8 protein-coding genes are annotated in these 14,667 nt (G+C 72.7%); 3 read left to right on the top strand and 5 right to left on the bottom strand.

Annotated elements, in window-relative coordinates; translation table 11 throughout:
- Nucleotides 1-68 precede the first annotated feature (68 nt).
- Nucleotides 69-1,865, top strand: coding sequence for a glycosyltransferase family 39 protein (locus ACZ60E_RS42740; RefSeq protein ID WP_469447685.1), 1,797 nt, complete (start codon nt 69-71; stop codon nt 1,863-1,865).
- A gap of 109 nt (nt 1,866-1,974) precedes the next feature.
- Nucleotides 1,975-2,889, top strand: a complete 915-nt coding sequence (locus ACZ60E_RS42745) for an endonuclease/exonuclease/phosphatase family protein (RefSeq protein WP_469447688.1) — start codon at nt 1,975-1,977, stop codon at nt 2,887-2,889.
- Here the strand turns inward: ACZ60E_RS42745 and ACZ60E_RS42750 are convergent.
- Nucleotides 2,859-4,607 (bottom strand): acyltransferase, encoded by a 1,749-nt coding sequence (locus tag ACZ60E_RS42750; protein ID WP_469447690.1) that lies wholly within the window; start codon nt 4,605-4,607, stop codon nt 2,859-2,861. The two genes, ACZ60E_RS42745 and ACZ60E_RS42750, sit on opposite strands and share 31 nt — an antisense overlap.
- 198 nt (nt 4,608-4,805) lie before the next feature.
- Between ACZ60E_RS42750 and ACZ60E_RS42755 the strand changes: the two genes are divergently transcribed.
- Nucleotides 4,806-5,450, top strand: coding sequence for a DUF6629 family protein (locus ACZ60E_RS42755; protein ID WP_469447692.1), 645 nt, complete (start codon nt 4,806-4,808; stop codon nt 5,448-5,450).
- 473 nt (nt 5,451-5,923) lie between these two features.
- Here ACZ60E_RS42755 and ACZ60E_RS42760 read toward each other — a convergent pair whose 3' ends face one another.
- The 4 genes from ACZ60E_RS42760 to ACZ60E_RS42775 all read right to left on the bottom strand — a co-directional run bounded on the left by ACZ60E_RS42760 (nt 5,924) and on the right by ACZ60E_RS42775 (nt 14,632).
- Entirely contained in the window at nt 5,924-8,290 is a 2,367-nt protein-coding gene (locus ACZ60E_RS42760; protein WP_469447694.1) for a M4 family metallopeptidase, read from the bottom strand.
- Between the two features lie 296 nt (nt 8,291-8,586).
- Nucleotides 8,587-9,591, bottom strand: coding sequence for a helix-turn-helix domain-containing protein (locus ACZ60E_RS42765; RefSeq protein WP_453795211.1), 1,005 nt, complete (start codon nt 9,589-9,591; stop codon nt 8,587-8,589).
- Nucleotides 9,592-9,711: 120 nt separating this feature from the next.
- Entirely contained in the window at nt 9,712-13,536 is a 3,825-nt protein-coding gene (locus tag ACZ60E_RS42770; RefSeq protein WP_469447697.1) for a S8 family serine peptidase, read from the bottom strand.
- A gap of 145 nt (nt 13,537-13,681) precedes the next feature.
- Complete coding sequence (locus tag ACZ60E_RS42775; RefSeq protein WP_469447699.1) at nt 13,682-14,632, bottom strand: TauD/TfdA dioxygenase family protein; 951 nt, start codon at nt 14,630-14,632, stop codon at nt 13,682-13,684.
- Between the last annotated feature and the right edge of the window lie 35 nt (nt 14,633-14,667).

Raw genomic sequence — 14,667 nt, forward strand, 5'->3', positions numbered from 1 at the left:
CCAACACTTGTCGCTCAACCGGCCCAAGAACGTCACACACGTGGAGGGTTGATGGAAAGCTGTGCCGCATGAGCGCGCCGCAGGTCACCCGCCCGGCGGGTGACGGGCACACCGCCCCCTGTCCGCCCGGACCGGCGGCCGAGGGCGAACGACCCGGCTGCTCCGGTGGGTTGCGGTGGTATGTCGGGCTCGCGCGGCACCGGCGATGGCCGTACGTGCTGGCCGTCGTCGCGCTCCTCGCCCAGATGGCCGTCGCGATGGTCACCACCGCCGTCGAGCAGACCCCCACCATCGACGAACCCGTGTACGTGGCCTCGGCCGAGGTGTACCTCAAGGAACGCAGCTTCCGCTACAACCCCGAACACCCGCCCCTGGGCAAGCTGATCATCGCGTCCGGCCTGGTGTTCACCGACGCGCACCTCGACCCGGACTTCGTCGGAAGCCAGACGGCACTCGGACGGCACGTCCTGTACGAGTCGGGCAACGACCCCGCCCGCCTGATGCTGTACGCACGCCTTCCGGTGATCGTCCTGACGCTGCTGTTCGGCCTTGTCGTCCTCGTCTTCGCCCGCGACCTCACCGGCCCGCCCGGCGGCCTCGTGGCCCTGGCCCTGTACGCGTTCTCCCCGGACGTCATCGCCAACGGCTCACTGGCCACGCTCGACGTGCCCGCGACCGGGTTCCTGCTCACGGCCCTGTGGCTGCTGTGGCGTGCCCGGCGGCGACCGCTCCTGTGCCTCCCGCTCGCCGGGATGGCCCTGGGTGCGGCGGCGGCCACCAAGATGAGCGTGCTGCCGGTGATCCCGGTGCTGATGCTGCTGGGCTTCCTGTCGTTCCGGCACGCCCACCGGACCCCGGAACCCGGCACGACACCCCGGACCCCCGAACCCGACGCACGTCCGCCGCTCCCGGCACTCGACGCCCGCGCCCGGATCAGGCTCCTCGCGTACGGCGCGGCGGCGGCCGTCGGCATGGCACTGATCGCGGTCGCCGTCGTCTGGGCCACCTATCTCGTCGTCGACCCGCGGATGCGCTGGGCGGCCCCCGAGAACGTGCCGGACATCCGCGGAACACGCGGCCGGATCGCGGCCTGGCTGCCGTTCCCCGAGGCCTACCGCGATGGCATGCGCATCCAGTTCGGCTTCGAGTACGACATCTGGCAGGGCTTCCTGTTCGGGCGGCTCTACGAGGGCTCGCTCTGGTACTACCTGCCGGCCGCGCTCCTGGTGAAGACCCCGCTCGGCATGCTCGCCCTGTGGACCGCCGGCTCGGTCGCGATGCTCGCCGTACGCGCACTGCGCCCGGCCGTTCCCTACGTGCTCGTCCCCGCCGCCGTACTCCTCGCCATCTCCATGCACGGCGCCCGGGATCTCGGCGTGCGCTACGCGGTGTTCATGCCGATGCTCCTGGCGGTCGCCGCCGCCGGAGTGACGCTCTCGCGGTGGCGACCGGCCCACTGGGCGACGGCGGTGCTGGTCTGCTTCGTGGCCGTCAGCTCACTGCGCACCTACCCGTACTACCTGCCGTACTCCAACGAGGCGTTCGGCGGACCCTCGAAAACCCATCTGCGGCTGCACGACTCGAACGTCGACTGGGGCCAGGACCTGGGCCGCCTCGCGGACCACCTCGACCGGCACCGTCCCGGTGAGCGCGTGTGGCTGGTCTACAAGGGCGCGGGTGTGCCCTCGTACTACGGGATCAACGCCTCCGACCCGCTCCGGGCCCCCCTCGGCGAGGTGCACGGACTGCTGGTGGTGTCCGACTCCGCGGTGGCGAAGGCGGACGGGCGGCTGGCCGCGCTGCTCGACACCAGTACGCCGGTCGACGAGGTCGGGCACTCGATCACCGTGTTCCGGCGCCGCTGACCCCGGCCGTCACGGACTGTCACGCGGCGGACCGTCACAGGAGGACTGTTCAGTCACAACTGCCGCTCGCGCCCGACCGGTTCGGGCGGGGCGAGGGTACGGTCGCGTCATGACGACGCGTCGTGCGGGTCCCGGGAGGAGACGCGGCGCGGCCAGGGCGATCGTGACGGCCCTCCTGTGCGTACTGGTGGCACTGCCCGCGAGAAGCGGCGCCGCACCGGAGGCGGCGGCCTCCGCACCCGACACCACCCGGGACCTCTACGTCGGCACGTTCAACATCTACGGGAACATCGGCCACCGGGGCGACGCCGGCGACTGGATCTGGGACGAGGCCGACGCCATCCGGGACCTCACCCTCGGTGACACCGACCGGTGGCTGTTCATCGGCCTCCAGGAAGTCTGCAAGACCCAAGGGGAACGCTTCGCAAAGGAGTTGGGCCTGCGCAGCGCCTTCGTCGACACCGGTACGCAATGCGCCGACGGCCAGCCGTACGGGAACACCCTCCTGTTCCACTCGGCCGCCAAGGTCCTGCCCCCGGCACTGCTGCCCAACTCGGATGGCAGAGGCGGCGAGCGGGGCATCGTCTGCGCGGTCGTCCGTGCCGCGGGCCGGCCACACCCGGCGGGGCCACCGGTCACTGCGTGCAGCACGCACCTGACCGTCGGCGGCGCGAAGGACGGGGAACGGCGGGCGCAGACCGAGTTCATCCACGACGAGTGGAAGCCCGACGGTATCCACCGGCTCGGCGCCGCCGGCCCGGTCGTCCTGGCGGGCGACCTGAACGCACCGCCCGACGCGCCGGAACTCGACGTCCTGTACAGCGGCGACGCGAGAGAGGCGAGCGGCCTCCGTGAGACCGGGCCCTCGTACCTCCGGCCGACCTACGACGACGGCCGCAAGATCGACTACCTGTTCACCTGGGGCCGGGGCGCGTCAGGGCGCTGGCACTGCACCGGCACGCGGCGGACGGTCAACTCGGACCACAGCTTCTACTACAGCGTGTTGTCGACGAGGACCGGATGACCCGGCAGCCCCGGCGCGGGTGAGCGGGCGGCCCCGGGGCGGTGCACGCCACGCGGCCGGTACCCCAGCCGGTCCGCCACCCCCACCAGGTCGGCCAGCAGCCACACGATGGCCAGCCACATCTCGGTGCCCTGGAGACCGGGCTCCCGGCCGGGTCCCGAACCGCCCTCGCCCGGCGGGCCGAAACCGAAGCCCGTCCCGTCCCGCCACTCTCCCAGCGCGTGCGCCAGCTGCTCCCCGGCCCACGCCCGCGCCTCGGCGGCCCGGTGGCCGCTCTGCCGGCCGGCGAGCCACAGCGGGTGGGCCACGTCCAGCACGTTGCACGCGTTCCGGCGGCCCGCGGCGAACCAGCGCGGATCCCCGCCGTGGTCGAGCACGGTGTCCACCACCCGCGCCGGGTAAGGCAGTTGGAGTCCGAACTGGGCGAACGAGCCGCGCGTGAGCCGGTAGTGGCCGTTGACGAGCTGCAGCCGGCCCTCGGCCGGCGGGGCCGCCCCGCCCCACATCCCGGTCCACGGATCCACCCGGGTGCCCAGCCAGCCGAACAGCGCCTCCAAGGTGCCGGGTTCGCCCGCCGCGGCGCCGAGCCCGAGGTTGTGGTGCGCGCCGGTGGCCCAGCAGTCGACCCAGGCACCGGCCGACCACGCCCGCGTCCGCCACGGCAGCGAATCCAGGCGGGCGACCAGCCGGCCCGCCGTCATACGCTCCACGGGGCGGACCGGGTGGGCGAAGCGGGAGCCCAGCAGCTCCAGCGCGTACCCCACGGACAGTACGTGGTACTCGGCCGCGCCGTCGTCGATCCAGCCGTCCGCCGCGCGGGCGGGCAGCACGCCGGGGCCGCCGTCGTCGGAGAGTTCGGGCACCATTCCCTCGGCCGGGTCCTGCAGCGCGCGCAGCCGCTCCGTGTGCTCCGCGGCGGACAGCTGCGGCGGAGGCGAGCCGAGCAGCAGATCGGCGATCTCCACCGCGTCGCAGTGGGCCCGGACGGTCAGCGGCACGCCCGGCCGGTCGCGGTACCGGCCCGCGTCGGCGTCCCAGGCGCGTGCGAGGAGGCCGGCGGCCTGCGAGCGGGCCCGGTCGGCGAACCGGGCGACCTGGTCCCCGACGCCGCCACCGCCCTCCGCCGTCCCGCGCCGGGCGGGGCCGGACTCACGCCGGTCGCGCAGCCGGCGGGCCGGATTGCCCGCGGCGACCGACCAGGGCGGCAGATCCTTCGTCACCACCGCTCCCGCGCCCACCACACAGTGGTCGCCGATGGTCACCCCGTCCAGGACGACGACGTTCGACCCGATCCACACGTCGTCGCCGACGGTGATGCCCTTGCTGGTGAGGGGCTGCCGGTGCACGGGGCGGTCGGGCCCGAACCCGTGGTTGAAGCCGAGCAGCGAACTGTGCGCGCCGATCCGCACCCCGTCCCCCAGCGCGATCCGGCCCCGCACGGTCGCGTACGGGTTGACCGTGCAGTCGGAGCCGGTGGTGACCTCGCCGGTGACGTAGGCGTGCCCGGCGATGTACGAGTTCTCGCCGAGCCGCAGGGTGTCGGTGAAGACGCCGGCGACGGGTGAGACGAAACAGTGCGGGCCGATGCGCGCACCGGCGTCCGTCAGCCGCTTCTGGTGGGCGGTCTGGGCGTCCCGCTGCGCGGCGGAGGCGCGAGTGCCGAAGTCCCAGGGGCAGTGGTCGAAGTAGGAGTCGTCGAGGGCGCTTTCCGAATCCATCACACCTGATCATTAGGAGCGCTTACTGCTCCGGCAATGTCTCCACTTCCCACGTGCTCGGATGCTCCGGTGCCGGCCATGAGCCCGAACGGCCCTGTCCGGTGCGGCGTCCGGCGGCCCGGACCGTAGCGTGAGCATGGCAAGCCCGAATCCGGTGAGACGGACCCCACGAATTCGACACGAACCCCTGGTGGCGCGATGTGCTTCAGTGCGACGGCCGACCTCGTGGCGGGCTGCGGCATCACCGCCGTCGGAGTGGCCTGCGTGGCACGGACCCGCCGGGTGGCCGATCTGCCGATGGCCGCGCTGCCCCTGATCCTGGGCGGCCATCAGATCGTCGAGTCCCTGGTCTGGCGCTCCGGCGGCGGTTCGGGCCCCGCCACCGTGGCCTGGGCGGCGATCGCCCTGCCACTGCTTGCGGTATGGGTGCCGGTGGCCGTGCTGTGCGTGGCGCCGCCGAACGCGCGGCGGCGGCTGATGATCCCGCTCGTCGCGGGACTCGTCACCGCGGCCGTGCTCTCGTACTGCCTCGCCACGCACGGGGTGACGGCGGAGATCCGCGGCCACACCGTCGGCTACGCCGTCTCCCTGCCCGCCTCGGAGCTGCTCGTGGCGGGCTATCTGCTGGCCACGATCGGCTCGCTGCTCCTCTCCGGCGACCGGCATCTGCGCGTCCTGGGCATCCTGGTGACCGTGGGCGCGGCGACCTGCTGGGCGCTGTGGAAGACGGAGTTCATCTCGACGTGGTGCGCGTTCGCGGCGGTGTGCTCGCTGGTGCTGTACGGGTGGGTGCGCGGGCGGTCCGTGACACCTGGGCTTCCCCGGGTGTCCGTGGACAGATGACGCCGGGTGCGGCCCCGGTGGGGGCCGACCGCGCAGTTCCCCGCGCCCCTGAAAACGGGGCTGCGCCCCTGCTTTTCCCCCTCAAGGGGCGCGAGGAACGGCGCGAGCAACCCCCACCGGCCCGCGGATTCATGCAGCGGGCGGGGCCCCGTCAGGGGCGCGGGGAACGGCGCGAGCAACCCCCACCGGCCCGCGGATTCATGCAGCGGGCGGGGCCCCGTCAGGGGCGCGGGGAACGGCGCGAGCAACCCCCACCGGGGCCGCAGTCGACACTCGACCCGCTCCTCGCGGCGGACGCGGCGGACGCGGCGGCCGTCGACGGCGAGGTGTGACCACCCCGCGTGACGCCGACGCGCGCGCCCGCACCTCTGGCCGTGCCCCGGGCAGACGGCCCGCGACCGTGCCCCGGGGCATGAGCGCAGGCCATGCCCCGGAACGCGGTCACCGGGTCACGACGTCCCGGGGAGCGGGGCTCAGAACGTGATGCTCCAGCTGTCCAGGTAGCCCGGGTCCACGGTGAAGATGCCCGGCGTGTTGTCCGTGACGCGCAGTCTCCACGTGCCGTCGGCCGGCAGTGCCGACGCGTCGACCGTGAACGTCGCGTGCAGTTCGGAACCGGTGTCCCAGACGAAGTCCTTCACCAGCAGTGCCGTGCCGTCCTCACCGATCAGGTGGACGACCTGACCGCCGATGAAGTCGTGCACCAGGTCGACGGTGACCTTGAGGTCGCTGGAAGCGTTGCCCTCGCGGCCGGTGACGACGATCGGCGACTCGACGGTCCGCCAGTTGGGGATGTCGAAGCGGTCGGGGTTGACGAAGTGGTCGCCGCCGGAGGCCAGGACCGTCCAGGTGAAGGACAGGGTGCGGGTCTCCGCGGCGGAGTTCCTGATCGCGACGGCGGCGGCGAAGGCGCCGGCCGCCGTCGGGGTGCCGGAGACGAGCCCGGTGACACGGTCGATGGACAGGCCGTCCGGCAGGCCGGTGGCGGAGTAGGTCAGCGCGCCGGGCCGGGTGCTCGTCGCGTCGAACGCACGGCTGACCGGCTGGCCCACCGCGGAGTCCCTGGTGGAGGGTGTCGCCGCGGCGATGTGGTTGACGTACCGCGGGCCGACGTTGACGGCGGCCCAGGCGTTCCCGACGGCCTCGTACGCGTCGCTCGTCGTGCCGAACAGGTCGGCCGCCGCCTGCAGCGTGGCGGTGCGGGCTCCCGCGTAGTCGGTGGTGCTGGTCATGTAGCGGGTCAGGGCCCGGTACCAGACGTTGGTGGCGTTGTGCAGGCCCAGGCCCGCGACCGGCAGTCCGTCGTAGGTGGGGCTGTCGTAGGTGAGGCCCTCGACGGTCTTCTCGCCGCTGCCCTCGGCGAGCAGGTAGAAGAAGTGGTTGCCCACGCCGGAGCTGAAGTGCGGGTCGAGCTTGCGGGTCTGCGCGGTCCAGTGGTCCTGCGAGGTGCCCTTCGCGGAGGCGTCCTTGGAGGGCTGGTCCATGTACCGCAGGGGCTTTCCGGTGCCGCGTACGTCGGCCAGTTCACCGATCCGGTAGTCCGGCACGTCCGTGGTGCTGTCGGCGAAGAACTCCACGGCGGTGCCCATGATGTCGCTGGTGGCCTCGTTGAGGCCGCCCGACTCACCGGAGTAGACGAGGTCCGCGGTCGCGGACGTGACGCCGTGGGTCATCTCGTGGGCGGCGATGTCGAGTTCGGTGAGCGGCCGGGCGTCGTCCAGGCCGTCGCCGTACGTCATGCAGAAGCAGAGGTCGTCCCAGAAGGCGTTGGCGTACCCCTTGCCGTAGTGAACCCGGGAGCGGGCACCCACGCCGTCGTCGGCTATGCCGTTGCGGCCGAACCGGTCGTGGTAGAAGTCCCAGGTCTTCTGCGCCCCGTAGGCGGCATCCACGGCGGCCGTCTGCCGGTCGGCGGGTGTCCCGTCGCCCCAGACATCGTTGTCATCGGCCAGTGGTGTGCCGTTGCCGCCCGCGCTGATGTCGTACGTCGTGTGGCCGCCGCGCTGGGGATCGGTGAGCCGGTAGAGGTCGCCGTCGCGCACGGACCCCACCTGCACGGTCCCGCTGTACTGGCTCACCCCCTCACCGGCGTGCACCTGCTCGAAGCTCCCGAGCCGCGCACCGCTCCCGGCGTCGGTCACCACCCGCAGACTGCTCGGAGTCCCGTCCTCCTGGACGCCGTTGACGACGCTCTCCCAGGCGAGCACGGGTTCGGCGGCGCTCTCGCCCGCCCAGACGACGAGCCGCGGCGCTCCCTCGGCCGCCGCCTCGTCGGTCTTCTCCGACTCGGCAGCCGCCAGCGCCGACTTCTGGGCCTTCGCGGCAGGTACGGAGGCCTTGGTCGTCGGTACCGAGATCGTCGCCGGCGACGACCTGGAGACGCTGCGGGCCGTGCCGCGCTCGTGGACCACCAGGTCGCCGCCGAGGACGGGCAGCCCGGCGAACGTACGCTCGTAGCGGGTGTGCACGGTTCCGTCGGCGTCCTTGACGACGTCCTTCGGTATCAGCTTCTCCCGCTCACCCAGCTTCAGTGAACGCGCCGTGGCCGTACGGGAGTCGGCCGCCGCGGTGAGCAGCTTCCTGCGCTGCGCGGGGGAGAGTTCGACCGTTCCGGCGCCGGGTCTGGGCTCCGCCTCGATCTGTCGGGGAGCCTTGTCGGCGCGGGAGGCGCGGGCGGCCCCCGGGCTGGCGCTCCAGGCGGGGAGTGCCGAGCCGAGGAGCGCGCCCAGCGCGATGACCGCGATCGCCGTCGTGCGCGAGCGCGTGAGGGTGCGACGGCGGGATGGCGCGGGACCGGGGGACGGGGTGGCCGTCCCGGTCGTACGGAGGTTGTCCGTCACTGCTGCAACTCCTGGTGTCCGGCCGTCTGATGACGGCGCGTCAGATCCGCCGCCGAGGGCAGGGTTGCCCGGCGGGAGAAGGGGGTGGGAGACGACCGTGCGGTCACTGGATCGTTTCAGCGGGAAGGGTCACTGTCACCACTGCGGAGATCATTGTCCGGAATACGGTCGGCTGGCGTCGGTCTTGGGCGTCGGCGCGCGCAGTGGATCACATGGGCCTTTACGTGTCGGCAACACGGCTTTCATCAGCCACTTTGGCCACTTCTCGCCCTACGTGCCGCTCCGGCGGACGTCCGTCACAGCCAGCCCCGCCGTGCGGCCTGCCAGGCCAGTTGCATCCGGGTCGCCGCGCCGGCCAGTTCCATCATGCGCTGGATGTGACGCTGCACCGTGCGGCGGCTCAAGCCCAGTTGGGTGGCCACCGCCTTGTCGGTGACCCCGGCCACCAGCAGGGCGAGTAGCCGCCGGTCGACCGTCGACAGCGGATCGGGACCGCCGACCCCGTCCGTCCCGGCGACCGTGCCCGAGTCGTCGACGTCCAGCGGAACGGCGTCCTCCCAGTAGCGCTCGAACAGGGCGACGAGAGCGGCGAGGAGATTGCTGTCCCGTACGAGTGCGGCGGTGGGCTCGTCCGGGTTGCCCTGAGGTCCGCCGGGGACCAGCGGGCAGACCGCGATGGCCCGGTCCGCGACCGCGAGCCGCAGCGGCAGATGCGGCACCGCACGGGCGGTCTCCCCGGCGCGCACCCCCGCAACAACGTTGTCAACGGCTCCCGCGTCGTCGAAGAACGCCTTCTCGTACAGCACCCGGTAGCGCACGCCGCGCGCCAGCGCCTCGAACTCCGAACTGTTGCTGCCCGAGGGCATCGCCACGTACTGGGCCTTGCAGAACCACAGCATCTCGTCCTGGGCGCTCGCCTGGATCTGCCGCAGGTGCTGGCGCAGCGCCTCGGCCCCCGTGATGACCTCGATCAGTTCGCCCGCGTCCCGCCGTCGCATCGTGTCGCGGTACACCTGCAGCAGGCTCGTGGCCTCCGCGCGGGCGAGATCGAGCGCGTCGGCGTTCCGCTTCAGCCGGGGTATCAGCGCCACGTCCGGGGGAGTGGCCCTGAAGTGCCGGGGCAGTACGTCGGTGTGGCTCGCCATGCCCTTGACCGCCAGCGCGTCGAGCACCGCCTCGGCCTCCGCCGGGCTCAGTCCGGTGCGCGCGGCGACGTCACCCGCCGACGCCTGACCGGCCGTCACCAGATGCCGGTAGACGGACTCCTCGGCGTCCGACACCCCTGCAGCCTCCAGCGTCATGGCGCCCTCCCCGAGACCGACCGGCTTCACTGATCGGACACCGTACTCCACGGGTGTTACAGGCGGTGAGGGTGAGCGGGGCGGTGTTCGCCCCGCCCACCCCCTGACACGTGCGAGCGGCTATCCGCGGTGCAGGTAGGCGCGCTGCACCGTCTGCCGCACGGAGTCGCCCGCCGCGTCGCGAGCCGTCACTCTCAGTGTCACGTACGCGTCACCGCGTACCCGCGAGGGCTTCTTGACGGCGGCCTCGAACGTGTTGTGCCCACGGTCCTTCACCGTCGCCCGGCTCCAGCTCGCGCCGTCGTCGTACGACGCCTCGACCTGGACGCTCACCCCGCGCGGTACGGCGATCCCGTCCTGGGCGCGGACCGACAGCCCGACCGAGTGCGTACGGCCGGAGCGGACGGCGTTGTACGCGTCCACCGGAACGTCGTAGTCGAGCTGGAGCAGCGGCAGGACCGTCGCCGCGCCCGTGCTGCCCGAGCGGAACGCCCAGGACGTCTCGGTGCCGGTCCCGCACGCCCACTCGCCGGACACCCGCGAGGTCGTGAGGTCCAGCCGGTAGCCGGCCGTACCGGACGGGACCTCGAAGTCCGCGTACCCGCCGTCGGCCTCCGCGACCCGCCGGCCGTCGCGATACAGCACGGCGGCGGCCGAGTCGCCCTGCGCCGCCTTCGCCCCGCCCGAGGTCCCGATGCCGCCGCCCCCATCGAGCAGCCGCGACCGGTGACCTGCCTGCGAGTCGGTGAACTCCGGTATCCGCAGGCTCAGTACGTCACCCGAGCGCACGGACGGAGCCGTGGTGCCGCGCGGGATCGACGGGCGGACGACGGCCCCCTGCCAGGTGTCGCTCGTCCGCTCGCCCGCCCGGTAGGTGCGCGCGGCGTCCGTCATGCCGACGACCAGCGGGGTGTCCACGTCGAACGTGGTCTCGTGGTGCACGTAGTGCTTCCACTGCGTGTCACCGGAACTCACGTACTCGGTCCGGTCGAAGCCGGTCGGCACATAACGCGTGTACTGCAGCCAGGCGGTGTCCTGGTACGGCCGCCGTGCGAAGCGCTGCTCGGCTGCCCACCGCGCGCCGCCGTTGTCGGCGTACCTGGCCTTCACCACCGCGCTGTTGCGCTCGGACACGGTGTGCACCACCTTGTCGGGGACGCGCTGCGACGACACCTGCATGACGTCGTACAGGTACGGGCTGCGGGCCGTGCCGGTGAAGTTCACCGTCGTCCGCCCCTTGCCGATCCGCTTCAGCAGGGCGGCTCCCGCCTTCGCGCCGATCCGGACGGTCGGTACGCCCCAGCGGTCGCCCTCCGGATGCCAGCGGGTCCACGCGATGTCGCTGAAGTGGACCAGCACGATGCCGCGCACTCCCGCCGCTGCCGCCTTCTCCGCCAACTCCCTCTCATTGACGTTCTGTTCGTTGGTGAGGACCGCGAGCTTCCCGCGAGCCCCCGCGAAGACCGGCGCGGCGGCGTCACCCGCGGCGACCGCGGTCAGGTGCGCTCCCTTCCCGGCGGTCGCCTTCTCGTCGAAGAGCGGCGAGGAGGGCATGTAGTAGGCGTCCGGCGTCTCCCCGGCGCCCTTGCCGCCCGACACCGCCATGTCGAGGAGCGGTGCGACGAGCTGCCAGCGCGAGGCGAACTCGAAGGTGCCGTCGGTGACCGCGGACGTGGGACTCACGTACAGCCGCTTGCCGAGGTCGAAGTACATCGTGCCCTGGAGCAGGCTGTGCCCGTCGATCTTCCGGTACGTCTGGTAGCTGAGGATGCCGCGCTGCTCGGCCGGCCGGGGCGTACGGATGTCGACCAGGGTCGTCCTGCGCTCGTCGAGCGTGACGGACATGTCCTTGGTGACCTTCACCTCGGGCAGGACCACGTGCCGCAGTTCCTGTCCGTCGGCGACCGTGTCCAGGGACGAGTGGTCCAACTGGTAGGTGCCCTCCTCGACTTCGGCGACGGCCGGCTCCGTGCCGCTGCCCGGGTCGGTGTAGCCCACGAAGCCGTCGCTGCCCCAGATCGTCGGCAGCGCCTGGATCTGCCTGCCCTTGAGGTCGACGGTCCTGACGCTGAGCCGGTGGACCGGCCCCTGCACGGCCAGGCTCACCGTGGTGTGCACGGTGACCTTCCCGTCGGCGGAGGCCGCGGTCACGTACCCGTAGTAGTCGCCCCGTTCGACCCGGGCCGGATCGACCGTCAGCGGAACCTCGGCGGTGGCACCCGCGGGCACGCGCACCGAACCGGAGCCCAGCTTCACCGCCCCTTCCGCCGGCGTACGGCCGCCCGCGGTGGCCAGCCGGACGCCGAGCGCCAGCGTCACAGCGGCACCCGAGGTGTTGGTGTACTTGAGTTTCGTCGTACGGGTCTCGCCGCCACCGGTCCGGAACGGGCCCAGGGCCACGGTCCCCGTGGCGGTGACCGGACCCAGCGCCGCCGCGGCCACGTCGATGAGCCCGCCGCCCTGCTCGGTGACCTCCTGACCCGCGGCCGTGCGGGCCGTGCTGACCAGCGCGTCCTTCAACTGCGCCGCGCTCCAGCCGGGATGCCGCTGGGCGAGCAGCGCGGCGGCGCCCGCCACGTGCGGGGCCGCCATCGACGTACCGGAGGCCGCCACGTGCTGTGCGTCGACCGGGTCGCCCATGGTCGTGCCGGCCGCGCGGGCCGCCACGATACCGACGCCGGGAGCCGTCACATCGGGCTTGACCGCGTCGTCACCGGAGCGCGGGCCGCGGCTGGAGAACGGGGCGAGGGCACCGGCCCGGTCGACCGCGCCGACGGTGAGCGCCGCGTCCGCGGCGCCCGGCGAGCCGATGGTGCTCATGCCCTGCTCACCGCTGTTGCCCGCCGCGACGACGAACAACGTGCCGGTGCGCTCGGTGAGTTCGTTCAGTGCGAGGCTCATCGGGTCCGTGCCGTCGCTCGGACTGTCCGAGCCCAGGCTCATGTTGACGACCTTGGCACCCGAGGCCGCCGCCCACTCCATGCCGGCGATCACCTGGGACTCGCTGCCGTAGCCGTCGTCGCCGAGCACCTTGCCGACGAGGAGGTCGGCGCCCGGCGCGACACCCTTGCCGCCCTTGCCGCCGGCGGACGCTGCTCCGCTGCCGCCGACGATGGACGCGACATGCGTGCCGTGCCCGAAGGCGTCCCCGGTACCGGAACTGCCGGAGAAGTCCTTGGCCTCGGAGATCCGTCCGGCGAGATCCGGGTGGGACCGGTCCGCGCCGGTGTCCAGGACGGCGACCTTGACGGACTCGCCCCGCTGACCGGCCTGCCACACGGCGGGCGCGCCGATCTGCGGGACGCTGCGGTCCAGCGTGGCGTTCACCCGGCCGTCGAGCCACACCCGGGGGGCGTCCGCGGCCCGTGCCGCGCTCACCGTGCCCTCGTCCGCGGCCAGTTGCTTCCAGAACCGGCCGAGGTCGTCCTCGGCGACCCGCACCGACCGCGCCCCGATGCTGTCCAGGCGGCGGACCGGCGACCCGTCCTCGGCGAGCGAGGTCAGCCGCCGGACGGCCGACCCGGCCGCGCCCTCCGCGCCCGCCACGATCAGCGGAAGCGCGTCGCTGTGCGCCTCGTCGTACCGCTGGGCGAGGAGCGCGCCCACGTCGAACAGCCCCCGGTCCAGGCGTCCCGCCGAGACCAGCTTCCCGGCGTCGGACGGCAGGACCGTCAGCCGTCCGTCCTGCTCGTAGATCCGGAAGAGGAGGTGCCGCCGCCCGGGTCCGGGCGTGACCGAGGCGGTCCGCCGTCCCTCGGAGTCGGCGCCCACGGTCACCCGGTCACCGGTGATGAGGCGTACGGTGCCGAGGCTCTTCGGCGCGGGAATGTCGGCCGCCGCCGTCGCTGTGGGGCCCGTACCGCTGCGAGCGGCCACCGGCGCCACCGCGCCGGCAGCCAGGGCGAGTCCTGTCGATATCGCCGCCACCAGGCGAATCCGTCTCATCAGTGCCGTGCCTTCCGTCGTACGCACAGAGAAGTTCATGCGCTGGACAGAATCCGGTGGCACGGAATGTCATGTCACTCGATTCCGGTGGCACAGGTGGGACATGTCGCAAGCACGACACCCGGGCGACCGTCCCGGAGGCCCGTCACCAGACCCCCGGTTCGCTCCCCACGACGGGCGTCGAGGGCGTGCCGTCCACCCCGACGGGGACCTCGCCCGCGAGCATCACCCGGTGCATGACCCGCGGATGGTCGACCTGTGTGGTGTCGCTCGGGGCCAGGTGGATGGTGGCCCGGTTGTCCCAGAAGGCCACGCTTCCCGGCTCCCAGCGGAACCGCACGGTGTACTCGGGCCGTGTCGCCTGCCCCACCAGCATCTCCAGCAGGGGAGCGCTCTCCATCCGGGAGAGGCCGAGGATCTGCTCCACGTAGTAGCCGTTGACGAACAGCACACGCTCGCCCGTCTCGGGATGCACCCGCACCAGCGGATGCTCGGAGGCGATCTGCCGGTCCAGCAGATGGCGTGCGTACGCGTCCTCGCCGGGCCGGGTCTGATAGCCGACCCCGAGGCGGTGCTCGGCACGCAGCCCGTCGAGGAAGCCGCGCAGCGGGGCCGAGAGACCGGCGTAGGCGGCGGCCAGATTCGACCAGGTGGTGTCGCCGCCGTACGGGGGCACGGTCTCGGCGCGCAGGATCGTCGCCGCCGGTGGATCGACGCGGGCGCCGTGGTCGCAGTGCCAGCCGCGCAGCAGCGAGTGGCGGCGCCTGCGCAGCCACTCGTCGTGCTCCATGCCGTACCGCCCGCCGAGTTCGAGCCGGTCGGCCGTCGTCTCGATCTCCGGGACGTCGGCGGGTGACGCGCTGCCGCGCCTGCGCAGCCGGACCGGTTCGCCGAACCGGCGGGCGAACGCCACGTGCGACGCGTGGTCCAGGTGCTGCCCGCGGAAGAACACCACCTTCCAGCGCAGCATCGCCGCCCGGATCGCGGCGACCACCGTGTCGTCCAGGTCCTCCGCCAGATCGACGCCGATGATCTCGGCGCCGATGTGGCCGGCGGCCGGCCGGACCTCGATCCGCGTACCTCTGTCCGTCGTCATACCTGCTCCGTTCCGTGCGGACGACCCTGATCGTG

This window comes from Streptomyces sp. NPDC102514, from assembly GCF_055584525.1.